The organism is Flavobacterium aerium (genome assembly GCF_030766725.1).
GTDB classification, from domain to species: domain Bacteria; phylum Bacteroidota; class Bacteroidia; order Flavobacteriales; family Flavobacteriaceae; genus Flavobacterium; species Flavobacterium aerium.
In genome coordinates, this window is record NZ_JARQWR010000003.1 from 379,870 (window position 1) to 402,490 (window position 22,621).

The 22,621-nt window shown below is 32.0% G+C and carries 25 protein-coding genes and 1 tRNA gene; 11 read left to right on the forward strand and 15 right to left on the reverse strand.

What is annotated here, in order from left to right:
• Positions 1–3: 3 nt before the first annotated feature.
• Complete coding sequence (locus tag P6733_RS06230; protein WP_306351037.1) at positions 4–432, reverse strand: hypothetical protein; 429 nt, start codon at positions 430–432, stop codon at positions 4–6.
• Positions 433–436: 4 nt separating this feature from the next.
• Entirely contained in the window at positions 437–937 is a 501-nt protein-coding gene (locus tag P6733_RS06235) for a DUF4920 domain-containing protein (RefSeq protein WP_306351039.1), read from the reverse strand.
• Between the two features lie 304 nt (positions 938–1,241).
• Here P6733_RS06235 and P6733_RS06240 point away from each other — a divergent pair, with 304 nt between their 5' ends.
• Positions 1,242–2,312, forward strand: coding sequence for a branched-chain amino acid aminotransferase (locus P6733_RS06240; protein WP_306351041.1), 1,071 nt, complete (start codon positions 1,242–1,244; stop codon positions 2,310–2,312).
• 141 nt (positions 2,313–2,453) lie between these two features.
• On the opposite strand, the gene P6733_RS06245 is transcribed toward P6733_RS06240, so the two are convergent.
• Both P6733_RS06245 and P6733_RS06250 read right to left on the reverse strand, forming a co-directional pair.
• Positions 2,454–3,332: a tetratricopeptide repeat protein gene (locus P6733_RS06245; RefSeq protein ID WP_306351043.1), complete on the reverse strand. Its 879-nt coding sequence runs from the start codon at positions 3,330–3,332 to the stop codon at positions 2,454–2,456.
• 24 nt (positions 3,333–3,356) lie between these two features.
• Positions 3,357–3,740, reverse strand: coding sequence for a nucleoside triphosphate pyrophosphohydrolase family protein (locus tag P6733_RS06250; protein WP_306351045.1), 384 nt, complete (start codon positions 3,738–3,740; stop codon positions 3,357–3,359).
• 305 nt (positions 3,741–4,045) lie between these two features.
• Here P6733_RS06250 and P6733_RS06255 point away from each other — a divergent pair, with 305 nt between their 5' ends.
• Complete coding sequence (locus P6733_RS06255; protein ID WP_306351047.1) at positions 4,046–4,744, forward strand: glutamine amidotransferase-related protein; 699 nt, start codon at positions 4,046–4,048, stop codon at positions 4,742–4,744.
• 43 nt (positions 4,745–4,787) lie between these two features.
• Here P6733_RS06255 and P6733_RS06260 read toward each other — a convergent pair whose 3' ends face one another.
• A complete protein-coding gene (locus P6733_RS06260) occupies positions 4,788–6,824 on the reverse strand; it encodes a dipeptidyl-peptidase 3 family protein (protein WP_306351049.1) in 2,037 nt (678 codons plus the stop codon).
• 182 nt (positions 6,825–7,006) lie between these two features.
• Between P6733_RS06260 and P6733_RS06265 the strand changes: the two genes are divergently transcribed.
• Entirely contained in the window at positions 7,007–8,095 is a 1,089-nt protein-coding gene (locus tag P6733_RS06265; protein ID WP_306351051.1) for an SRPBCC family protein, read from the forward strand.
• Between the two features lie 42 nt (positions 8,096–8,137).
• Here the strand turns inward: P6733_RS06265 and P6733_RS06270 are convergent, their stop codons facing one another.
• The 4 genes from P6733_RS06270 to P6733_RS06285 form a co-directional block, all read right to left on the reverse strand.
• On the reverse strand, positions 8,138–8,851 hold the full coding sequence (locus tag P6733_RS06270; RefSeq protein ID WP_306351053.1) for a tRNA threonylcarbamoyladenosine dehydratase: 714 nt from the start codon (positions 8,849–8,851) through the stop codon (positions 8,138–8,140).
• Positions 8,835–9,494: a TatD family hydrolase gene (locus P6733_RS06275; RefSeq protein ID WP_306351055.1), complete on the reverse strand. Its 660-nt coding sequence runs from the start codon at positions 9,492–9,494 to the stop codon at positions 8,835–8,837. The genes P6733_RS06270 and P6733_RS06275 overlap by 17 nt, the downstream gene beginning before the upstream one ends.
• Positions 9,494–10,096 carry a DUF1684 domain-containing protein gene (locus tag P6733_RS06280; protein ID WP_306351057.1) on the reverse strand — a complete coding sequence of 201 codons (603 nt, stop codon included), beginning with the start codon at positions 10,094–10,096 and terminating at the stop codon, positions 9,494–9,496. Before P6733_RS06280 ends, P6733_RS06275 begins: the two co-directional genes overlap by 1 nt.
• 130 nt (positions 10,097–10,226) lie before the next feature.
• Positions 10,227–11,306, reverse strand: coding sequence for a hypothetical protein (locus P6733_RS06285; protein WP_306351058.1), 1,080 nt, complete (start codon positions 11,304–11,306; stop codon positions 10,227–10,229).
• A 497-nt stretch (positions 11,307–11,803) separates the two neighbouring features.
• On the opposite strand from P6733_RS06285, the gene P6733_RS06290 reads away from it, so the two are divergent.
• The 4 genes from P6733_RS06290 (at position 11,804) to P6733_RS06305 (ending at position 15,796) form a co-directional block, all read left to right on the forward strand.
• Positions 11,804–13,021 (forward strand): MDR family MFS transporter, encoded by a 1,218-nt coding sequence (locus P6733_RS06290; RefSeq protein ID WP_306351060.1) that lies wholly within the window; start codon positions 11,804–11,806, stop codon positions 13,019–13,021.
• Between the two features lie 63 nt (positions 13,022–13,084).
• Positions 13,085–13,444: a BlaI/MecI/CopY family transcriptional regulator gene (locus tag P6733_RS06295; protein WP_306351062.1), complete on the forward strand. Its 360-nt coding sequence runs from the start codon at positions 13,085–13,087 to the stop codon at positions 13,442–13,444.
• 1 nt (position 13,445) lies between these two features.
• The gene (locus P6733_RS06300; protein WP_306351064.1) at positions 13,446–15,290 is read left to right on the forward strand and encodes a M56 family metallopeptidase; all 1,845 of its coding nucleotides are present in this window, start codon (positions 13,446–13,448) and stop codon (positions 15,288–15,290) included.
• Positions 15,291–15,655: 365 nt separating this feature from the next.
• Entirely contained in the window at positions 15,656–15,796 is a 141-nt protein-coding gene (locus P6733_RS06305) for an SsrA-binding protein (protein WP_306351066.1), read from the forward strand.
• Here P6733_RS06305 and P6733_RS06310 read toward each other — a convergent pair.
• Positions 15,793–16,305, reverse strand: coding sequence for an adenine phosphoribosyltransferase (locus P6733_RS06310; protein WP_306351068.1), 513 nt, complete (start codon positions 16,303–16,305; stop codon positions 15,793–15,795). The genes P6733_RS06305 and P6733_RS06310 overlap by 4 nt on opposite strands.
• Before the next feature lie 69 nt (positions 16,306–16,374).
• Between P6733_RS06310 and P6733_RS06315 the strand changes: the two genes are divergently transcribed.
• A tRNA-Arg gene (locus P6733_RS06315) sits at positions 16,375–16,448 on the forward strand.
• Positions 16,449–16,732: 284 nt separating this feature from the next.
• On the opposite strand, the gene P6733_RS06320 is transcribed toward P6733_RS06315, so the two are convergent.
• Complete coding sequence (locus tag P6733_RS06320) at positions 16,733–17,293, reverse strand: hypothetical protein (protein WP_306351070.1); 561 nt, start codon at positions 17,291–17,293, stop codon at positions 16,733–16,735.
• Between the two features lie 180 nt (positions 17,294–17,473).
• Here P6733_RS06320 and P6733_RS06325 point away from each other — a divergent pair, with 180 nt between their 5' ends.
• On the forward strand, positions 17,474–17,878 hold the full coding sequence (locus P6733_RS06325; RefSeq protein ID WP_306351072.1) for a helix-turn-helix domain-containing protein: 405 nt from the start codon (positions 17,474–17,476) through the stop codon (positions 17,876–17,878).
• A 103-nt stretch (positions 17,879–17,981) separates the two neighbouring features.
• Here the strand turns inward: P6733_RS06325 and P6733_RS06330 are convergent, their stop codons facing one another.
• The 4 genes from P6733_RS06330 to P6733_RS06345 form a co-directional block, all read right to left on the reverse strand.
• On the reverse strand, positions 17,982–18,884 hold the full coding sequence (locus tag P6733_RS06330) for a reverse transcriptase family protein (RefSeq protein WP_306351073.1): 903 nt from the start codon (positions 18,882–18,884) through the stop codon (positions 17,982–17,984).
• 11 nt (positions 18,885–18,895) lie between these two features.
• Positions 18,896–19,186, reverse strand: coding sequence for a helix-turn-helix domain-containing protein (locus P6733_RS06335; RefSeq protein ID WP_306351075.1), 291 nt, complete (start codon positions 19,184–19,186; stop codon positions 18,896–18,898).
• Positions 19,187–19,233: 47 nt separating this feature from the next.
• Complete coding sequence (locus tag P6733_RS06340) at positions 19,234–19,500, reverse strand: hypothetical protein (RefSeq protein WP_306351077.1); 267 nt, start codon at positions 19,498–19,500, stop codon at positions 19,234–19,236.
• Between the two features lie 872 nt (positions 19,501–20,372).
• Entirely contained in the window at positions 20,373–20,519 is a 147-nt protein-coding gene (locus tag P6733_RS06345; protein ID WP_306351079.1) for a hypothetical protein, read from the reverse strand.
• Between the two features lie 1,056 nt (positions 20,520–21,575).
• On the opposite strand from P6733_RS06345, the gene P6733_RS06350 reads away from it, so the two are divergent.
• Both P6733_RS06350 and P6733_RS06355 read left to right on the forward strand, forming a co-directional pair.
• Complete coding sequence (locus P6733_RS06350; RefSeq protein WP_306351081.1) at positions 21,576–21,938, forward strand: hypothetical protein; 363 nt, start codon at positions 21,576–21,578, stop codon at positions 21,936–21,938.
• Between the two features lie 250 nt (positions 21,939–22,188).
• Positions 22,189–22,479: a DUF3892 domain-containing protein gene (locus P6733_RS06355; RefSeq protein ID WP_306351083.1), complete on the forward strand. Its 291-nt coding sequence runs from the start codon at positions 22,189–22,191 to the stop codon at positions 22,477–22,479.
• Positions 22,480–22,621 lie beyond the last annotated feature (142 nt).

The window sequence follows — 22,621 nt, forward strand, 5'->3', positions numbered from 1 at the left end:
ATTCTATTGTATAAGTAATTTTCTAATTCTAGGAATCGGCCCACCACATTTTGTCTCATGACAACGTATACAGGCATTTATTGCTTCATTGAAATGCTTTTTAGCATTTGCTGAATCTTTAAAAATTAATTGTTCGGCTTCCAAAAAAAGAGCGGCTTGTTCTTTAAAAAAAGCATCATTCTCCGATTCATCTGTCATTCTGGATTGGTATATATTAACAAAATGGTCTGGGAAATCACCAATGGGTTCCCCATTTACAATTCTTTCTTTTATTCGACCATTATCTACATACATCTGTTCCATCAATGCTGCCATAGGCGACATCTCATACATCTGGAAATCTTTTTTTTCTGCTTCTTTTTTAGTTTCTACTTTTTCTTTGCACCCTGAAAGAAAGAACAAACTTAAAATTATACAATAGTATTTATTCATTGATTTATTGAGAAATTAATACACCATCTGCTTGAAAAGCGTAGGTAACTTTAGGTTCTGTAATTTTATCTATTTCTGCTTGAGATTTCCCACCATCTTTAGCATAATGTTTTAATTGTTCTACCGTTTCAACACTTACAAACGCTTTACCGTTTACAATCGCATCTTCATTGGCTGCATTCATCGGTACAAAGAAAGCATAATCTTTAAAACGAACAAAAGCTTCTTTCTCATCTGGTAACTCTAGAGACATCCAACATCCTTTTTTCTTGCACACTTCGTGAATTTTAGATTTGAATTTCACTGCAATTGTATCTCCTTCTTTCATCGACTTGAATTTCTCAAGCATTTGTTCTTTTGTAAGTGCATTGTCTGCCACAATACTATCTCCAAATGAAGCATAAGCTACTTCTGGTTTTTCTGGGGTTATAGGTTCTGTTTTTTTCTTTTCTGTACAAGCCATTAACATTAAAACGGCGCTAAAAGCGATAACTATTTTTTTCATATTTGATTATAATAAGTATTAAAAGTTTATTTTTTCTATTTCAAATTTAATTCATTTATTGTAATTATGCATCTTGTTAACATCGATTCATAAAATTATACACGAATACTGTAAAAAACTCAACGAATATAACATAATCTATGTACTTTATGAATAAAAACAGAATTTTAAATAAAAACTTCAAAAATCTATAAAAATTATTAATTTAGCAAAATTATAAGTGCAATTTCATAATAACGAAACAAAACAGCGAAATCACCTGTTTTTCAGCATTTTGCACGTTATTTCCAAAATTCAATTTAAAATGAACAATTACAACAATGACGCTTTTGATTTTATTGAAATTTCTTCTTCTAAAATTGGCAGTGTAGATTTTGAAAATATTTCTTTCGGAAATTTATTTACGGATTACATGCTTACCTGCGATTTCAAAGACGGTGCATGGCAGAAACCTCAGATTAAACCTTACGCACCATTTTTATTAGATCCATCAGCTAAAGTTTTTCACTACGGACAAGCTATTTTTGAAGGAATGAAAGCTTATAAAGATGAACAAGATGATGTTTGGCTTTTTAGACCAGATCAAAATTTTGAACGTTTTAATAAATCTGCTGTACGTATGGCGATGCCAGAAGTTCCAGAAGAAGTTTTCTTGGGTGGTTTAAATGAATTAGTTCAAATCGAGAAAGAATGGGTTAAGAAAGGAAAAGGTAACTCTTTATATATCCGTCCATTTATGATTGCTGTAGGATCTGGTGTTATTGCTGCTCCTTCTAGTCAGTATCGTTTCATGATTATCTTATCGCCTGCAAAATCATATTATTCTGGTGAAGTAAAAGTAATTATTGCTGAGCATTACAGTAGAGCGGCAAATGGTGGAATTGGTGCTGCAAAAGCGGCGGGTAATTATTCTGCTCAGTTCTACCCTACAAAATTAGCAAACGATCAAGGTTTCCAACAAATCATCTGGACTGATGATGCTACACATACAAAATTAGAGGAAGCTGGTACAATGAACGTTTTCTTTAGAATTAATGATACTTTATATACTGCTCCAACAAGTGAACGTATCTTGGATGGTGTAACACGTAAAAGTCTTATTGAATTAGCACAAAGAGAAGGTATAAAAGTAGATGTTCGTCCTGTATTAGTCGCTGAAATTGTTGAGGCAGCTAAAAACGGAACTTTAAAAGAAATTTTTGGTGCAGGAACTGCTGCGGTAGTAAATCCTATCATCGGGTTCTCTTTCCAAGATCATTACTATGAATTGCCTAAAATTGATGATTCAATTGCGTTGCAATTGAAAGAAAAACTGAACAACATTCAATATAAAATTGATGCGGATACTTTCGGTTGGACCGTTAAAATCCAATAAATCTATATTCGCTTTTACCATATAAAAAACGTCCCGACTATTTTAGATCTGGACGTTTCTTTTTTACTTGGAAGGTTTAGAAAAAAATATTTCAAATTGATCTATTATCTAATCCATTTCTTTTAGTCGGTTTGTTCTGAGTTATTTTCCTTTATTAATTACTTCTCTCGCATTGTCATTTTTAGGATTTAGCTCTAACGATTTTTTATATGCTTTTATTCCAGCTTCTTTTTTCCCTAAAAGTAATAGACATTCTCCTAAACTATCAAACGTATTAAAGCTGTTTGGATACAATTTAGTATTTAATGTAAATACCTCTAATGCTTCATTTTCTTTATTGGTATTCATCAGTTCATATCCAAAACTATTAAGTTCGTCCTCACTTATATTGTAGGTTGATTCTACACCTTTTTTGTTTTCTGTCTTGATTAATGTGATTGTCTGTTTTATGGAATTAGATTTTGAATAGAAACCTGAAATTGACATCAAATTCATATTGCGCTCCTTTTCAAGTTGTTCAGAAAGTGTTTCTACCCTGTAATATTTCCTTTCTTCATCAGTAACTTTTGTTGTATCAATGGTATATCGTTTCCATTTGGCTTCTCCATTATATCGAACATATTGTGTTCCATAAATCTGAGGTTTCTCTCTCCTCATTAGGTCTCTATCAATCGCAGCGGCCAATAACCATTTGTTTATTGTTGAATCTAATTCAATTGCTTTTCTCATTTGACTTACCGCCATAGATGAAGCAAGAGTATCATTTCCATGTTGGAATATCATAGCCGAATTATAGTAATCTTTTCCTGTTACTACTTTTCCTGAACTAATGAGCTCATAGACTCTTTTCTCTCTTTCTTTATCTTGTTTGGACAAGATTATCCAATCAATATCTTTTACACTCCTTGAATTTTGGTCTTCATTATACATTTTTTGTAATTCACTATTATCTGTTTGTGAAAGTACAGTCCATGGAAAAAGACATAAAAACAGGAATCTTATGAATATACTTGTTTGCATAATGGCTAATTTATGAGTGTGATTTTATTTTAAAATAGTATCAAATTGTGGTTTGAAATAATTTGGCCCTTTCATTACTTTTCCATCTTCACGATAAATTGGTTTTCCATCGGCTCCTAATTTACTCATATTACTGCGCTGAATTTCTTCAAAAACAGCCTCTATCTTATGTTGCAATCCATGTTCCAGTATTGTACCACATAATATGTATAGCATATCGCCTAAAGCGTCTGCAATTTCCACTACATCATTATTTTGTACTGCTTCTAGATATTCTTCATTTTCTTCCTTCATTAAATTATAACGAAGTAAATCTGTTGACTCTCCTAAAGTTCCTTTAATCTCATTGCTAACCCCTAATCCAAAAGCGGTGTGAAATTCTTTAACGGCATCCAGTTGTTTTTTCATTTTATATTAAATTTGGCTGTGTTTTACGACTACAAAATACTGAAAATTACTAAACAATCCTTAATTTTGCCTAAATTTTAAAAACTATGTTTAGTTCTGGTCAATATACATTTGCAGGTTTTTTTATAATCGTATTTCTTGTTGCAATGATTTATTCTTACAGAAAAGATATTCGATTACATCGTAAATATTACAATAAAAATTATTGGGTATTACTCGGTTTTATACTTTTTCTTGGAATCTTATTTTTCATCAAATTGTATCATAAATAATTAAAAATATCTCATTATAAAATCCTTCAAATTATGGTTTCAAAAATAGCGATTCTAGGTGATTTTAATCCTATACATTATACTTTACATGCACTAAATGATAGTACTAGAGCTGTACAAAAATCTCTAAATACAGAAATTCAATTTGACTGGATTTCTACAGATATTTTTAATCCTAAAATTGTCTTTGAAAACAATAATTACAAAGGATTATGGATTGCTCCTGGTAGCCCTTATAAAGACATGGAGAATGTATTAAATACAATAGAATACGCCAGACAAAACAACATCCCTACGTTCGGTAATTGTGGTGGATTCCAACATATGATTATTGAGTTTGCTCGAAATGCTTGTAAAATAACAAATGCAGATCATGAAGAAACATCAACAAATCATGAAGATATTTTAATTAAAAAATTGTCTTGTTCTTTAAAAGGAGAACAGGAAAAGTTAGAAATTATTGATTTGGACAGCTTCCTTTTTAAAACATTAAGACAAGAGCATTTAATAGGTCAATACTATTGCAGTTATGGCATCAATGAGAAGTATATAGACATATTAGAAAAAAATGGAATGGTATTCACTTCAAAATCAGAAGACAATCATTATCGTTCTTTTGAAATCAAATCACATCCTTTCTTTGTGGGCACCTTATTTCAACCTGCATTAACTTCGACAGATGATAAACCGAATCCTATTATTATTGAATTTATAAAAAAATGCATTCAATAAACTTAGTATAAAAAAAGTCCCGATTACATCGGGACTTTTTGTTTTAGTTTACATTCGGTAAGAAACTATAATTCTTAGAATAGTATAGCATCTGTTCTGCAAAATCTTTTGGTTGCGTTACTTCAATTGAAATAATCTCTCCTTTTTTATCCATTTTAGGAACCAATACTGGATTAACAAATCCACTATAGGCTGCTGACTTGAATTTCTTATTACGCTCTAACACCTCAGCATGTAATTTCTGATCTACTTTCACACCGTAGTTCTCTACTAAAGCTTTACCTGCCTTGTAATCACCTTCTGATTTGATACGTTGTGTCTCCTTCAATAATTCTCCGAATAACTCATGTAACTTTTCATAGTTTGTGATATTGTAATACGTCTTTCCATCGCGTGTTATTTTCTCAATAACATTGTCTTTTTTGCCTTTTTCAAATACCCAAGCACTTACCCATTGACGGTTTCTCATATGTGCTTCTTCAATATTATCTCCAAGATTTAGACGAACTAATTGCGTCATTAATCCATTACGGATGTAACCATCATAGGCTGCGGTTCCTACTTTTTTCCAATCATCAACTAATCCTAATTCTTGTAATTTTGGATTGTACAAATAGTAAAGTCCTACCAAATCGGCTCTACCTTCTTCCAAAGTTGAAGCATAGCTTTTTAATGTTTCTTTTGGTGTTCCTACACCTGGATTAATTTGTCCAGAAGCATGACCCACCACTTCATGTAATGCAGTATGCAATTTATCTGCGATTTCTCCATATTTTTCTTCTAAAGCTATTTCTTCAGCGTCGTTTGCAAATTCTTTCAACTTATCTGTACCACCTGCATGGTTGTAAGCATCAATGATATTTCCTAATGAAACAGATTTTGAACCATGTTCTGCACGAATCCAATCGGCATTTGGTAAGTTCACTCCTATTGGAGTACTTGGAGACGAATCTCCTGATTCACCGGCTACAACAACTGTTTTGTACGATACTCCTACAACACTTTTCTTTTTATGGGCTGGCATTAACGGTGAATTATCTTCAAACCATTGTGCGCTTTTAGAAATTACTTCCATTTTTGCCGACATATCAAAGTCTTTGATTTGTACCACACCTTCATAGGATCCTCTATATCCTAATGGATCGTTGTATACTTCAATAAATCCATTGATGTAATCAATATTCCCTTCTGTAGCTTGCAACCAAGCGATATTGTAATCATCCCAAGTTTGTAAACTTCCCGTTTTATAGAAGCTAATCAATAATGCTAAAGCATCGCCTTGTTTTTTATTTTCTGCAACACCTTGTGCTTTCTCTAACCAAAAAATAATCTTATCGATTGCTGCACCATACATTCCGCCACTTTTCCATACTTTTTCTTCTAATTGTCCTTGTGCATTACGAACTAATTTAGAATTTAAACCATAGGAATGTGGTTTCTTTGGATCTGGGCTTGTCATTTTAGCATAGAATGCCTCTGCTTCTTTTTCTGTAATTCCTTTATCATAAAAATTTACAGCAGAACCTTTTAACAATCCTTTTGCTTCATCCAAATTCACTTTTTTTGCATCTTCATTATTAAATAATACTGCTGCAATTTCTGGTGCCAAAGTAGTTTTAGTTTCCTCCAGTAGCGTTTTGAAATATTCTGGTGTAAAATCTGGTTTGATTTTATCATTTGAATAGTGATGATGGATTCCATTTGAAAACCATACTCTTTTTAAATAAATTTCAAAATTCTTCCAATCTGTTGTTGATTTATCTCCTTTGTAGTTTTGATAAATATTTTCCAACGCTTTACGTATAGTCAGGTTGTGCTTATAGTTCTGATCCCAAAACATATCACGTCCAGACATTCCAGCTTGCGTCAAATAATAAACAAGTTGTTGTTCTTTCAAGGTTAAATTTTCCCATCCAGCTACCTGATAGCGCAATACTTTAATATCAGCAAATTGCTCTACCACATACTCAAAAGGTTTTTCTTCTTTCTTCAACGTTTCTTTTTCGCTTTTTTTCTCCTGATTACAAGCAAAAAATGTAGTACTTAACAGGACAATTCCTGCCATTTGGTGTAATTTCATTAATTTATAATTTTTTAGGGTTATTAAAATATCATATAATTTCATCGAAAAAGATTGTACTATTTTTACGATAGATAAATCTTAACGTTTATTTCTTCGAAATTAGGAAATATTTAAGTAAACAGCGCGATTATCAATTAAATTTATAACTTTGTTTTCTCAAACCTAACCAAGTTTTTTTTATGAAAATTGCAAAATATATTTTCTTACTTCTTCTTCTAGCAATAATTGCTTTTTCTGTTTATGTGGCAACACAAAAGGGAGATTTTAATATTGAAAGAAGCCGAATCATCAATGCTCCAAGATCTTTTTTATTCAGTTATGTAAACGAATATAAAAACTGGGAGAAATGGGGAACTTGGCAGCAAGAGGATCCAACTATAAAATACACGTATCCAGAAAAGACTTCTGGTGTTGGTGGTTCTTATACTTGGATTGGAAAAGATGGGAATGGTAAAATGGAAACGGTTTTCAATAAAGTAAACGATTCTATTGCGCAACGTATCTATTTAAAAGATATTCCTTCTGATGTGTATTGGAAATTCAAAGATACTGTAGGAGGGACAAAAGTTACTTGGGGAATGAAAGGTGAAATGGGCTTTATGTGGAAGGCTTATGCAATACTAAGTGGTGGTGTCGATAAGATGATAGGACCGATGTATGAAAAAGGTTTGGATAACTTAAGTACTGTAATCGCTAATGAATTGAGTAATTTCAATATTCAGGTAAATGGTCTTACCCTAAAAGGTGGTGGATTCTACCTACAACAAACAGCTTCCTGCAACATCCCTGATCTTGATAGTAAGATGGATCCTATGTTAGTGAATATTATCAATTTCTTTAAAGAAAATAAAATTCCAACGGCTGGTGCTCCATTTAGTATTTATCATGTATATGATACTAAAAATAATGCCGTTACTTTCTCTGTTGCAATTCCTATTGTAGAGCAGATATTCACCACACCGGGTAGTGATTACACAACGGGTGAATTAATGGAATTCCAAGCTTTAAAAACGACTTTAAAAGGGGATTATTCTCATATTCAAGCGGCATGGGATAAAGCAAATGAATACATGACTAAAAATAACCTAGAAGAAGTTCCTGGTGGTAAGTTCTTAGAGGTATACATTAAAGGTCCATCGGATACAACTAGTCCATCGGAATGGATTACAGAAATATATATTCCAGTACGTGAAAAAATTGCAACTCCGCCACCTGTGGTACCTGTTGTACCAAAAGTAAAAATTACACCACCGGCTGTAACTGAATAAATAAAAAAAGTCCCGATATAATTCGGGACTTTTTTTATGTTTTTATTTTAATAAGTGTCGGATAACTGTTTCGGCTGCATGTAATCCAAAAAGTCCCGGCATATAACTGTTTGTTCCGTAAAAAGATTTCTTGAAATTCTTCCCATCTGTTACTTTCAAACTGCTTGAATCCTGAATCTCTGATGAAAACACAACTTTAATTCCTTTATCTATTTTAACTTCTTTTAAGCGTTTTTTAATTGCTTTGGCTAAAAAGCAGTTTTTTGTGTTTCTAATGTCTGCTACTTTCACCTTACTCGCTTCCATTTTGCCACCGGCACCCATACTACTGATTATCTTTACTTTTTTGCGTTTTGATGCAATAATCAAATTTAATTTGGGTGTAACACTATCAATACAATCCATTACGTAATCAAATTCATTGGAAACGATTTCAAAAGCACGTTCAGGAGATAGAAATTCTTTGATTCTTGTGAGGTTTAATTCTGGATTAATATCCATCAATCGATCACCTACTACTTCAATTTTAGGCATTCCTACAGTAGAGTGTAATGCCGGTAATTGTCTATTAATATTCGTAATATCCACTTCATCTCCATCTACAATGGTAATATTCCCTACTCCTGCACGGGCGATAAACTCTGCTGCAAACGATCCTACTCCGCCTACTCCTACAATAAGTACTTTTGCATTTTTTAATTTCTCTAACCCTTCTGGTTTAAATAATAGTTCTGCTCTTTCAGTCCACACTGCCATTCTTAAAAACTGTATTAAAATTAGTTGTAATTATTTGTTCAAGCTTTTCTAGCTCTATTTTTTTATAATATGCCGCCAGTGCATATACTTGTTCTATTGTTTCTTCTATTGTATCGGTTTCTAAAAAAATCTTATTCTCTGGTACCGCCGTAAATACCGTTTCTAATGCTGGATTTCGCAATAAATATTTTCCAAAGGATAAGTAGAATCCGTTTTTTATTAATTGTTGTGCAACTGTTTTATTTTTAGAAAATCCATGGATAATCATCGGTACAGTTGTGTTTGTATTCTTTCTACAGGCAATCACTTCCTGAAATGCTTTTACACAATGTATAATTACTGGTTTATTATAACCTTGTGCCAATAGCAATTGTTTTTCAAATACTTCTACTTGCAAAGAAAAGGGCACTTCAATGCGTTTATCCAATCCACATTCTCCTAAGGCTAAGCAATTTGGTTGTTGCAACTGCTCTTCAATAATAATCAGTTCCTGCGCAATATTCTCTTCTTTTATATACCACGGATGGATTCCTACTGAATAGAAAGGAATTGTAACATCAAGTTCTAAAGGATATTGATTTACAACATCCAGTACATGGTCTCGATTACTCCCTACATGTGTATGTAAATTATAATATTGCATTACTCATGGAATTTCTTTACTCCTGCTTTTACTTCAATTTTCATATCGTTTTCTGCTGGAGGAATTGGGCAAGAATATTTCTCATTGTAAGCACAATAAGGATTGTATGCTGCATTAAAATCTATAGTAATTGTAGCACCCGTCGGAATTTTCAAATCGACATAACGACCTCCGCCATAACTTTCTACACCAGATGTGAAATCAGTGAATGGTAAGAATAAATCGTCTTTGTATTTTTTAATTTTCATTAAATCTAAACTCTGATAGATATTCAGTTTAAACTTTTGTCCTTCTAATTCAAAATGAGCTTCTCCATACTTTACATACATCGGTTTTCGATCTGTAGTCGTTGGCATTTGAAATGGTTTTTCGTCAGCTGTTCGTACAAATTGAGCTGTCACTTTATAGGTATCATTAATAGCAAAAAAATCTAAACTTTTAAAATGCTCAAAGTCTTCCTCCTTTAGTGGAGATTTCTTTCGATCTGCATATTCTTCATTTAATTCTTTCTGATATTGCGCAGAAGATTTTTCTTTTACTTGCCCTTGTCCACAAGCTGAAAGGCTCAACACTAAACATAGTGCAATTAAAAACTTTGACATTGTTTTTTCTTTTTTGCAAAGATATTATTTAAAAGCAGAAATATGCAAAATGCCGTAAAGCGTTTTGATTAAAGGATATTTTAAGCTATTTGAGATATGATATGATGAATGGTATTTTTTTTTATATTATTTATTTTAAAAAAATTGCCAAACCATCGGAACTACCGTCTTGTTCACCCAAATGTGTGGCTACACCATTTTTCCAATAGGTTACAAAATTATCTTCGGTACCTGCAATATAAACGCTACCTCCTGATAAGGCAATACCATTTGCTATAGATTTTTTCGTCTTATCGGTAAGATCTGCCATTTTACCATTTCTCCAAAATACGGCTGTATTCCCCATATTTTGTCCATTGACTTCATTCCTTCGATAACCAACGACATAAACATTCTCACCTGAAACAGCAATACCCGTTGCAAAGTTGTGACTCGTGCCATCTGTCAATGGTACAGCTACACCATTTCTCCAGTATTTAGCAATAGTCTTACTACCACCATCGGTTGTCATCCCTTCAAATCCAACAACATACACAACGTTATTTACCACAGTTATTCCATAAGCAGCAGCAGATTTAGTCCCATCGGTCAGCGGTACAGCTACTCCATTTTTCCAATATTTGGCTACATTCCTACTTCCATTAAATTCACTTCCAGCAACATATACATCATTACCTACTACTACAATTCCATTTGTATTGGTATGATGCCCTGTAGTGCCATCGGAAAGATCGGTAGATACTCCATTTTTCCACAATTTACCCACTTTAGTACCTACACTATTGGGTACTGCTCCAGAAACATACACATCATTACCATTTACAACAATAGCACCGGTTAGCGAATTACTGACATCGCCAATAATAAGTTGTGTACTCACTCCATTTTTCCAATACTGTAACTTTCTCCCTCCAAGAATATCTTCCCAGCCAGCTACATACACATCATTGCCTACTACCTTAATGCTTGTAGCATGTCCGTCAGTGTTACTAGTAAGATTGGTTACGATACCATTCTTCCAATACTTGGGTTTCCTGCTTTGATAGCCCGTTACATAAATTTCTGATACAGCTATTTCCGGTTCGATTGGTTCAAAAATAGACGCTGTAGGATCTGTAGGGTCTATGGGATTGGAATCATCTTTATTACAAGCAGTCATACTTACTACTAATACTGTTATGACGATAATTAAACGATAGTTTATTTTCATATTTTCTTCTATTGGTTAATCATTCTGTTTTTTTTCCGATAAGATGTAATCGATTTAAACTCTACCACTTCCTTCTTCATAATGGGATTACTCTTTTCTTTTTAACTTAACTTCCTGTTTATTTTGTTTTCAGGATTAGGTCTAACTATCAGATTATCAATCGAATTTACCACTATAATAAGTGATAACCAAAAAAGAGTTATCAATTCCTACAATTTTACCTTCTTCATTTTGTTCCCAAAAATCATTTAAATTGTATTCTTTTAGTGTATTAATGTTGCATTTGACCTTTTATTTTACATTGTAATTACTCCAGATTTCAGGGAAATAACTTTCCGTTTCGCTTAGCCAAATTATCGCCTCTCAATTAGGAAACACAATCTATATAACTCATTTTAAATACATTTTATTTTAAAAAAATATTACGTTCAAAAATAATTGCTATCTCGTTTCACTTCGTAACTTTGTATAATTCGGTTATTATAATCCTTTCCCCTATGTTTCAAAGAATTCTACGCCAGTACATCGCTTCATTTTCAGGTTTTAGTAAAGAAATTTGGTTTCTTACCTTGATTACATTTATCAATCGTGCTGGAACGATGGTTTTACCTTTCTTATCAAAATATTTAAAAGAAGACTTGCATTTCTCTTATAGCGAAGTGGGATGGGTTATGGTGTGTTTTGGTAGTGGATCGATGATTGGTTCTTGGCTTGGTGGAAAATTATCCGATAAAATAGGATTTTATAAAATCATGGTTTTCAGTTTGTTTACCAGCGGAATATTATTCTTCTGTTTACAATTTGTGACTTCATTTTATGGACTATGTGCGGCAATGTTTGGAATCATGATTATTGCCGATATGTTCCGCCCTGCAATGTTTGTTTCCTTAGGTGTATATGCCAAACCTGAAAATAGAACTCGAGCTTTAACATTAGTGCGTCTTGCTATAAATTTAGGTTTTGCTGCTGGTCCTGCGATGGGTGGTTTAATTATTATGAGATTAGGTTATGAAGGATTGTTCTGGATTGATGGTGCTTCTTGTATCATCGCCATCATATTATTTAGAATACTCGTTAAGGAACGCAAAAAAGCACCCGTATCTAGGCATGAAATTGTTGAGGACAACCGCTCGGTTTTTCAGGATAAACCTTACTGGTTATTCCTTTTTATCTCATTTGCTATGGCTATGGTTTTCTTCCAATTGTTTACCACACTCCCATTATATCATAGAGAAAAATATGGATTAACAGAGGCTCAAACAGGGCTATTAATGTCATTCAATGGTTTGTTGATTTTCTTTCTCGAAATGCCTTTAGTCAGTTATATTGAGCGTAAAAAGATTCAAAAAATACGAATCATCCTTTGGAGTACATTACTTATATCCATCAGTTATTATATGCTATTGATAGATCAATGGGTTGGTATTTTAGTAGTTAGTTTATTTGTTCTATCTTTTGGAGAGATGACTGGATTCCCTTATACAAACTCCTTTGCAATGAGTCGGGCAACCAAAGGAAAAGAAGGTCGATATATGGCTTTATATACCATGAGTTTCTCTTTGGCCCATATATTAAGTGCAAAAACGGGTATGGAAATCATTGCTCGTTGGGGTTATACCGCAAACTGGTTTTTCATGGGATCCTTTGGTTTACTTGCTGTTTTCGCGACATTATGGCTTCAGCGAATCGTTAAAAACGAAAAAATTAGTTCCTAAACTAAAAAAATAGTTGGTTAACTAAATAATTAGTTTTATATTTGAATTATCAAATTAAGAACAATGCAAAAGTTAACCAACAAAGAAGAAGAAATCATGCACATATTATGGAAACTTGAAAAAGCTTTCGTAAAAGAGGTCATGGCTGAAATCACCGAAGATCAACCACACTATAATACACTTTCAACCAATATTCGCAACTTGGAAGAAAAAGGTTATGTATCTCACAATGCTTTTGGTAATACACATCAATACTTTCCTATTGTAAAAAAAGAAGAGTATAGAAAACGCTTTATGAATACGGCTATTGAAAATTACTTTAATAGTTCCTATAAAAACATGGTATCTTTTTTCGCAAAAGAGGAAAAAATATCTGCAGATGAGTTACGTGAAATTCTTGAAATGATCGAAAAAGAACAATAATATGGAAGCGCTATACATTTATTTGATAAAGTCAGGACTATTACTACTTCTATTTTATTTAGGGTATCATTTTTTATTGCGCAAAGAAACTTTTTTCACCACAAACCGTTGGTATTTACTTGTCGGTTTGTTTACTTCTGTATTATTACCTTTATTCTTCATTACTAAAGTAGTTTTAGTAGAATCTGAACCTATATATGATCAAATTGTACCGCTCGCTCCTTTAGTACAGTCGGTACCATTAGCTCCAACAGTATATAATACTACGGCTACTATTGTAGAAAACGAGCCTATTGATTGGATCAATATTGCAGGAATTTTATACATGCTTATTGCTTCCGTTTTAAGTTTTAAAATTATAGTCGATTTATACTCCTTATTTAGGTTGTTGTATCGAAAAAATAAAATTAAAAAAGAACAATTTTCATTAATTGATTTGGAGGAAAACATTGCTCCTTTCTCTTTCTTTAATTACATCATATTTAATTCTGCTTTTTATACCAATGACGAATTAGCGAGTATTTTATCCCATGAGAAAATTCATAGCCAAGAAAAGCATTCTATCGATATACTGATTGCAAATATCTTTTGTGTAGTATTCTGGTTTAATCCAATCGTTTGGTTATACAAAAAAGCTATTACCCATAATTTAGAATTTATTGCCGATCATAAAGCAATACAAAATTTCAATGACAAAAAGGTATATCAAAAGGCCTTATTAAAAGTAGTTTCTCATCAAAACTGCGTATCAATCACCAATCATTTTTATCAATCATTAATCAAAAAACGGATCGTTATGTTAAACAAAAATCAATCTCGTAAGAGAAATTATTGGAAGTACTTATTTGTTCTCCCAGTAATCGCAGCTTTCTTATTTTATTTTCAAGTAAAGATTATTGCGCAAGAAAAATTGTATCCTGTAATTTCATCAACTACAGAATCAGCTACTTGTACAAAGAATTCATTTGAAATGACTATCACAAAGGATTTAACCGATAAAGAATTAAAAACCATTGAAGACAAATTCAAAAATGATAATGGTATAAAATTCAGATTCTCAAAAGTAAGACGTAATAAAACTGGAGAGATTACTCGAATTAAAGTTTCCTTCAAAGATAAAAAGGGATTCAAAAAGGATTATTTCCAAGATAATAGCGAGGCAATAAAACCTGTTAATTTTATTCTTAAATTCGACAGTGCAGGCATCTCAGATATTCAATTTAATGACGATTACAATCAAAATAACAGAAGAAACTATGGCACAAGTAATAATAATGACGATAATGAGTCTATTAAAATACCTTCTCTTGACAGTTTACCCTTAAACATTAATATTTCAGAAAATCTAAATATTTCGGATATAGTGGGAACAGCTTTAACTTCTGCAAATGAGAATTTAAATTTTGAAAATTTAAACTTCAATAATGCAAAGCTTACAGAGGAAGAAAAGAAAAAAATCAAAGCAGAATTAGAAAATGCCAGAATTGAAATCCAAAAAGCGAAAATCGAAATTGAAAATGCTAAACCTGAAATTGAGAGAGCTCGTAGAGAAGTAGAGAGATCTAAACCAGAAATTGAAAGAGCAAAAAGGGAAATTGAAAATAGTAGACCTGAAATTGAGAGAGCAAGCAGAGAGATTGAAAGAGCTAAAAGAGAAATAGAAAAATCAATGAGAGATCTCAACAAGGATGTTAATAGAGAAGTTAGAAATTCTAAGGACACCAGAGATTTATCTGCCGAAGATGCTAAAATAGTACGTCGTGAACTTGAAAAGGCCAATAAGGAGCTTGAAAAGGCGCGTAAGCAAATTGAAAAACAACAAGCAGAGCTTGACAAAAGAAAATAGTTTCTATTCTAGAATAAGATTAAAAAAGACGAGCAAAATTGCTCGTCTTTTTTAATTTAGACCCGCCTATGCAAAGTAAAATCTGAACCCTTTTTTAGTATATATACTTCAATCAACGGTACCCTTGCAAGAAATAAATACAGATTCACTCTGTATAAAAAACAAACCAATAAAAACATAACACTAGTAAAAGCCAGTAAATCAACCCAATAGAGCACATTGAGAATATCTTTAGTGACTTATTCTTTTCTTAGATTTAAAATTTTACCGTACTTTGTAGTATCTCAATACTTTATCAATTGATTGTGTATTGGGATTTATACTGTTGATATCCCAAAATCTGATACTAATTTAAACTCTCTACGATGTTCAAACTACTCGCAAAACTTAATAAGCTATTATTACCGAGTTATACTAAACAGCAATTAGATATTGCTAAAGCTTCCAAATTTCAATTGGCTATTATTGGTTGGCGTTATTATGTAACTTCTCGTGCATTGAATTAATATACAATAGGAGAATAAATATCATGTTGTTTAATCTTCTCTCTTCCGTTTAGAAAAGACAATTCTATTAAAAAATTACACTGAACAACCTCCCCTCCTAGTCGCTCTACAAGTTCACAAACGGCTTTTGCTGTTCCTCCAGTTGCCAAAACATCATCATGAATCAAAACTTTATCTCCTTTTTGAATGGCATCAATGTGGATTTCCAATGTATCGCTTCCATATTCCAGTTCATAAGAAGCCGAAATGGTTTCATAAGGTAATTTATTTGGTTTTCGTACTGGAACAAATCCTGCGTTCAATTCTTGCGCTAAAAGTGTTCCAAAGAAGAAACCTCTACTCTCTACTCCGACTACTTTGTCTATTTTTTTATCTTGTAACGTACTGGTTAACAATTCTAAACATTCTCTTCTCGCTTTTGGATCATTTAATAATGGCGTGATGTCTTTGAAACCTACGCCAGGCTTAGGAAAGTCCTGAATATCTCTGATGAATTTTGTAATTGACATTTTTTTAAATTTTATATGAAAATGATTTGCAAGTTACATAAAAATCTCTATATTTGCACCCGTATTAAAGGCCTCGTGGCGCAACTGAATAGCGCACTTGATTACGGCTCAAGAGGTTACTGGTTTGAATCCAGTCGAGGTCACAAACTAAAAAGCTCAATTCCAACGAATTGAGCTTTTTTTTTATGTCTTTACCCTACTATTTAACAAGTATAAACGTATAGAATAAATCATTTATATGTCCATTTAGTTTAACACTACGGAATATAAACCTCTCCTTTACGTAATCAATCTTCCATGGCAAGCGAAAATACTATTTAAAGAATCTTCTGAAATGAGATTTTGGATTTGTAATTTATAATTCTCTAAAGAAAATCGGGATCGAAGTTTTCATAATATCGCATTTTAAAGTTTGGATTGGGATATTTTATTCCGTTACAAAATCAATCTGATCCGTTTTCTTTATTTTCTCAACGCCCCTTTCTCTTATTAGTTCCACTGCATCGAGCATTTTGATTAAATGAATATAGGGCGTCGTCAGGTCAGAGTCAGGATCTCTGGTATAGGGAGACAATGAAAGCTCAACGATTTGACATAAAAATAATTCAAATTCTTCAAGAGTTTTTTCATCAAATGCTTTTTGAAATACTATAAAAGGATTATCGTATTCTTCCTTCGTCAGAGAAGAAAGATGAAAAACCGTTTCACAGTACAAAGACTCTTTCACTTTCCATTTTTTGCTTTTCTCTTGCAGGCAGAAACAGACTTTAAGAAAAGAATTGAAAGCAGTATAAAAAACAAAAACATCGGAAGGGTTGTCTTGTTTGTAGACTTTTCTTTTATAGTTGTAAATTACCGCTTCGCTTAAATTCTGTTTATAATAATCGAGGGCTGCAAAGTCAAAAAAGTCATCAATTGCCTTAAATGGATTTCCTGCCACAAACCCTGGCCAAAAACTAGTTTCGAAGGAAATTTTATTCTTTTTCATAGTAAGGAGATTTAAAATTCATAAGCGAAGTTCTATTCTTTCAAAAGGATAATCTATTCGAAAAATGGATATAATATCTGACAAAAAAGATATTTTACAGGATATTTTTTTATCTTTGAAATTCAGGATTTTTAATACAAATGGCTTTATCTTTGAGTCTTTAGAAAATTGATATTCATTATGGAACAGAAAATACATCAGGGAAGAAACGTAAAACGTTTTAGAGAAATGCTTAACATAAAGCAGGAAGCATTAGCTTATGATTTAGGCGAAGACTGGAACCAGAAGAAAATTTCTATGCTGGAGCAAAAAGATGTAATTGAAGACAGTTTGTTGAAACAAATTTCAGATGTATTGAAAATTCCTGTAGAAGCTTTTCAGAATTTTGATGAAGAACAAGCGATAAATGTTATTTCTAATACTTTTGGAGATAATGCTTGTGTTGGAAATCCTAATTCTTCATTCAACTTCAATTCTGTCGAAGAGTTAAAAAAACTTCACGAAGAAAAAATTGCATTATACGAGCGTATGTTGAAAGAGAAAGATGAAATGATGGTGAGGCTTGAAAAACTGATTAATAAATAGTCATTTATAAAGATATATAGATTTTGGAAAGAGACTTTTTGAGTCTCTTTTTTATTTTTGGAAATATTACGATTGCTAAATCAAGAGGCATTCACACAGCTTTTCATAAGAACTCTTCGGAGAGCGGGTGTAAATCTGAATTCTTATTATGTCTTGATATTTTTTGTTTGCTAATTTTTTTCACATATTTAATACGTTCCATATGTCCTTTTCTTGAATTCTCTGTTTTGTTTGGATCAACAGCTGAAGCGAATGTATGTGGTAATGGCAAGATTCCATTGTTTTTAATAAGTACACCAGTTACTTTAGGAGTTTTTGTACAATAATGAGTTTTTGCAAAATTTATCTTTAATCCTCGCTCTCGCAATTCATCTAATATTTTTGGAGTTCTTAATTTGAAATCAATTGAGTTAGAAATCGTAATATCATCTACATATACTGATACTTTAAATCCTTCTGATATGTATTTTTGAAAGATATTATCACAACTATGATAAACGACAAGTGCAGCTAAATATGAAGAAGTTGGACAACCTTGTGGAATTGCACCTTCCTTAGTGCAAATACGCGTAATTAATCTTGCTACATCAGGATAAAACCCTTCTTTGCGAAGTGCTTTTTCTACACTTGATGAAGAAACTGACGGGTAGAAATCCTTTAAATCCGTTAAGAAAAAAAATTTATTTCCTTGATGATGGCGACCATTCATAACAGCATCTTTGTTTTTTAATCCACCAAAGAAATAATTTGGTAATTTGGATTTATATAAGACGTTATGTAATAACAATGATTGAACTATTTTTAACCTTTTTATTGGAGCATTTATAGGACGTGTTAATGCAATACCATTATCATCAAATCTAGGTAAGCCTCTTTCGTCAGTTTTCGGTTCGTCCCAATTATTATAAAATTTACTTTCATCAATATCTAAATCGGTTGTTAGTTGAATTAAAATATTTTTATCAACTTTTAAACAATATGCTAAATCCTTGATTCGAGTTTTCATATTTATAAGGTTTATGAAATAAAGACATCACTGATTAATCCCTTGATAGAAGGTACTAACATTTCAAATGCATCACGTTTAGATTCCGAAATATCATTTTTATCCAATGAAAAGAATACTAATACTGGCATTGGGATGGAAAGCGCATTTGCAATTTGTTTAAGGATACCTAATGTAGGTTCTTTGTTTCCTTTTTCAATAGACGAAAGATATGACTGTGATAAACCACATTTTACAGCAAAATCCGTTTGTTTGAAACCCTTTTGCTGTCTTAAATCTTTAATGGCGTTACCTATATCCATAATAGTTAAATAAAATTAATATAATAAAAAAAATGAGAAGTGCGGAATTATAATAAATCTGTAAAATTGTCAATCCCGAAGAATTTCAGAAATTTCAGAAGTAAAGAGATGATTTGCAACAGCTTATATGGTTTATTACCCTCTATGCTATTGTCCTTTGGACTAATGTCCTCTGGAGTGTTCAACATCTCTTCCAACTCTACAAGAATATTTTCAAGTATTGCCTTATCTTCTTCCGTGAACGTGTACCCGTTCTTTGCTAATATTGACCTAACTCCATTTTGAAGTTGACCAATTCTTTGTTTGTGTTTCATACTGTTTCAGTATTTAGATTATTATGGAGAGCACTATTGCTGCCTGCTTAATCAGCTGTGTGAACCCATATAGGATACTGTCCTAAAACACTTCTCGATTTCCTGCTTAAAAAAAATAAATAAAAATATAATCTGATTTTATTCTAATGGTTTTTACACTAATAGTTTTGACCTAAAGGCGTTTTGTCTAGTTTGGTATTCTTCATCTCACGGTTTTCGTTTAACGATTTTCCTGTAAAGGCGTTTCGTCTAATTGGTTTTTCAGATGTGATTTTTCAAGGTTTAAGCGTTTTCACAGGGGGACGATTTCTATTCGAGTTTCGTTTTCGCATCAGTTTTCACATCCGCCTTTCGTTCCGAACAGTTTCGTTTCTGCTATAATAACCCTTACGGGTGGAGGGATTTCCCTCTTCAATTGTCTTTATAAAAAAAACTCTTGGGTTCACAACACAAACATTTCAAAGAACTACACTGCAAATATAACACTTTATTTCTGTCAGTAATAAAAAAAATCAAAAAAATATCAAAAAATGTGAATTTATTTTTCTGTGAGAGATAAAAGCATAAATAAAACAAATAACACCGCTCTACGAAGTCTTAAACCCGATCACGCGGATTTGTAATCTTAAGTGTTCGAAACATGAAATTAGCAAAAAAAACGATTTATTTTTTCTAAAAATTGAATCTGTTCTTCAAAGAAAATCAAGTTATTTCATTCTTTCTAATTGCTTTTTAAATTTAAAAACAAGCTTTCGAAAACTTATGATTGCAAATCTATACTGACTTTTTGTAGACATATCAACACGATCGGGTAATCTTATTATTAAGCATAAAAAAAAGCTCTCAAATTGAGAGCTTTTTTTTATTGAATTTTAATCGTCACCAAAAATATCCATGTCAACATCTACATCACCATCGATTTTAACATTCTGAGAATCTTTAAAATCAAATTTACCACTACCTTTAGGTATTTTGCTAAAGCTCATATCAAAACTGCTGTCACCTTTGCTCGCTCCCATTATCAAACTACCTGAAAATGTAGCATCCTTAAATGTAAAAGTTCTGTTTGGAATATCTACATAAAATTGAGATTCATCAATTTCTACTTCCCAATCATTTACACCATAATTACCTGGATTAGTGTCCGTAAGAATCTCACCCAGATATCATGACTATAGCTAAGTTCATCCATTAATTGCTGTCTAATATTTTCTAATTCCATATTTCTAAATTTTATTCAAAATCATCTGGTTCAGGTTCGTCCTGAAAATCATAACTATATCTTCCTTCTTCAGTTGCACCATGAGTCTAACATCATCATTATTAAAAGCACCTACAGGATATTCCCATACTTCATAATCAATCTCGATTTCATTACCACAACTATCACAATTAAATGTTATTTCTCCGCTGGCGCGAGCGTCTCGCTCGTGAACGTACGTTTTGATTTCAGAAATATGATAATATCTCTAGATAATAATGTAAATCGATTTTAGGTATTAAGTGAACGAGCGAGACGCTCGCGCCAGAGAGGGAAAGATGAAATGATGGTAAGGCTTGAAAAATTAATAAATAAATAATTAGTTTAAAGATATATTATTCACCAGAACGTCAATAAAAATTATGAATTTAACACCTTAAAATAATTCAGCAGAATTTGAAAAGTTTCTTTTTCAAAAGATTAATTTAGAACTTTTTCATTATAAATTTCTGTTCGATTATGTTGAATATGCTTTAACAGGTCAGAAAAAACTTTACGACAAATCAGTCTTCAGTATAAGTGATGAAGGCTGGATCTTAATATTGCATGGCGAAATCTTACTTATTTATGGGGAAAATTGGAACATAGATCAATTTAGTGAAATAAGTGAAATTATAGATTTGAATGATTTTAAAGGTTTTTCGATTATTGGTGATTCCAAATTGACCAATTCTTTATTGTCTTTTTTTAAAATTGATAGTATAGAAATCCTTAAGGAACGTCTACTTTATCGAACTCAAGTTATTAATAATACTATCGACAATAATTTTAAAATTTCACCCGGAATATTGCAAACCAAGAAGAACTAGCAAAAATGCTTCAAGACTATTATCATGAAGAATATAAAGGTGAAAATGATAAATCAATTGAAGACATGAGAATGCGCATATTGCAAGTTATCTCGACAGGAAAAATTTTCGTACTAAAAAATAATCATAATCAAATCCTCGGTTTTTGTACAATCATTGACCCAGATATTGGAATATTATTTACAAAACTTCAATTCCGAAATCAAGATAATGGAAAAAAATTACTCGTTCATACTTCAAGGCTATTACTCCAGAAAAATAAAGAAGTTTTTGTGATGACCGACAAAAATGAAATTGCTTCGAACAAAACTTGTATTTCTGTTGGTTTCGTTCAGTATTTCGAGAACATATTCCTCCAAATAAATTAAGGCTAAATCCGATTCCGCAGATTTGTAACCCATGCCGCAAAGTTTATCTTAATTCATTAAAAAAAGGAAATTCAGTTTTTAAATACTTTATTGTTTTATTAATATATGATCGGACACGGAAAGAATTTCCGCGTTAACGTTCTACATATCCGATTAATCCTGTTTAAAAATTAACTCTGAATATGGAAAACCGTAATAAGATGCCAACTCTAAAATATAAATTTGACTTTTAACCTTTAATTATTTAGTTATGGCATCATTACATGAGATCAGGTGTATAAACAAATCTGATAAGACAAATATTCATGAACGAATCATGAATATCGGAGGTATTAATGGGGACAAAGGACGTTGGAAAATCAGTCAGTCAGAAGCAATTTTGGCTATTGAATCCGATAAATGGAACTTTTATGTAGGACAAGAAAGCAACAGAGTTAATGTTGTAATTGCAATTAGTTCTGCGGGATATAAATATTTAAAAACCGCAAATGATAACACTACAAGTAATAATTTACTTAGTTTGCCTGAATGTCCTCTCTAATTTTAAAAAAAAATGGCAATTGCAAGCTACTTAATTGTAGCTTGCTTTTATTACAAAAATAATATTCGTTGTATATACCCGAGCGATCGGATCTCTTTAAGAGATTATTCCTTCTTTTTTCGCTTCATAAATATATGAAAAT

Excerpts from the sequence above, each read along its gene's own strand:
- P6733_RS06280 (WP_306351057.1), bottom strand. The coding sequence starts at position 10,096 with ATGTCAAAGTTTTTAATTGCACTATGTTTAGTGTTGAGCCTTTCAGCT.
- P6733_RS06305 (WP_306351066.1), top strand. The coding sequence starts at position 15,656 with ATGTTCAAACTACTCGCAAAACTTAATAAGCTATTATTACCGAGTTAT.
- P6733_RS06270 (WP_306351053.1), bottom strand. The coding sequence starts at position 8,851 with ATGGCAGTGTGGACTGAAAGAGCAGAACTATTATTTAAACCAGAAGGG.
- P6733_RS06340 (WP_306351077.1), bottom strand. The coding sequence starts at position 19,500 with ATGAAACACAAACAAAGAATTGGTCAACTTCAAAATGGAGTTAGGTCA.
- P6733_RS06265 (WP_306351051.1), top strand. The coding sequence starts at position 7,007 with ATGAAAATTGCAAAATATATTTTCTTACTTCTTCTTCTAGCAATAATT.
- P6733_RS06350 (WP_306351081.1), top strand. The coding sequence starts at position 21,576 with ATGCTTCAAGACTATTATCATGAAGAATATAAAGGTGAAAATGATAAA.
- P6733_RS06335 (WP_306351075.1), bottom strand. The coding sequence starts at position 19,186 with ATGGATATAGGTAACGCCATTAAAGATTTAAGACAGCAAAAGGGTTTC.
- P6733_RS06250 (WP_306351045.1), bottom strand. The coding sequence starts at position 3,740 with ATGAAAAAACAACTGGATGCCGTTAAAGAATTTCACACCGCTTTTGGA.
- P6733_RS06345 (WP_306351079.1), bottom strand. The coding sequence starts at position 20,519 with ATGGGAGCGAGCAAAGGTGACAGCAGTTTTGATATGAGCTTTAGCAAA.
- P6733_RS06330 (WP_306351073.1), bottom strand. The coding sequence starts at position 18,884 with ATGAAAACTCGAATCAAGGATTTAGCATATTGTTTAAAAGTTGATAAA.
- P6733_RS06240 (WP_306351041.1), top strand. The coding sequence starts at position 1,242 with ATGAACAATTACAACAATGACGCTTTTGATTTTATTGAAATTTCTTCT.
- P6733_RS06355 (WP_306351083.1), top strand. The coding sequence starts at position 22,189 with ATGGCATCATTACATGAGATCAGGTGTATAAACAAATCTGATAAGACA.
- P6733_RS06325 (WP_306351072.1), top strand. The coding sequence starts at position 17,474 with ATGGAACAGAAAATACATCAGGGAAGAAACGTAAAACGTTTTAGAGAA.
- P6733_RS06300 (WP_306351064.1), top strand. The coding sequence starts at position 13,446 with ATGGAAGCGCTATACATTTATTTGATAAAGTCAGGACTATTACTACTT.
- P6733_RS06290 (WP_306351060.1), top strand. The coding sequence starts at position 11,804 with ATGTTTCAAAGAATTCTACGCCAGTACATCGCTTCATTTTCAGGTTTT.
- P6733_RS06245 (WP_306351043.1), bottom strand. The coding sequence starts at position 3,332 with ATGCAAACAAGTATATTCATAAGATTCCTGTTTTTATGTCTTTTTCCA.
- P6733_RS06320 (WP_306351070.1), bottom strand. The coding sequence starts at position 17,293 with ATGAAAAAGAATAAAATTTCCTTCGAAACTAGTTTTTGGCCAGGGTTT.
- P6733_RS06295 (WP_306351062.1), top strand. The coding sequence starts at position 13,085 with ATGCAAAAGTTAACCAACAAAGAAGAAGAAATCATGCACATATTATGG.
- P6733_RS06260 (WP_306351049.1), bottom strand. The coding sequence starts at position 6,824 with ATGAAATTACACCAAATGGCAGGAATTGTCCTGTTAAGTACTACATTT.
- P6733_RS06230 (WP_306351037.1), bottom strand. The coding sequence starts at position 432 with ATGAATAAATACTATTGTATAATTTTAAGTTTGTTCTTTCTTTCAGGG.
- P6733_RS06275 (WP_306351055.1), bottom strand. The coding sequence starts at position 9,494 with ATGCAATATTATAATTTACATACACATGTAGGGAGTAATCGAGACCAT.
- P6733_RS06255 (WP_306351047.1), top strand. The coding sequence starts at position 4,046 with ATGGTTTCAAAAATAGCGATTCTAGGTGATTTTAATCCTATACATTAT.
- P6733_RS06235 (WP_306351039.1), bottom strand. The coding sequence starts at position 937 with ATGAAAAAAATAGTTATCGCTTTTAGCGCCGTTTTAATGTTAATGGCT.
- P6733_RS06285 (WP_306351058.1), bottom strand. The coding sequence starts at position 11,306 with ATGAAAATAAACTATCGTTTAATTATCGTCATAACAGTATTAGTAGTA.
- P6733_RS06310 (WP_306351068.1), bottom strand. The coding sequence starts at position 16,305 with ATGTCAATTACAAAATTCATCAGAGATATTCAGGACTTTCCTAAGCCT.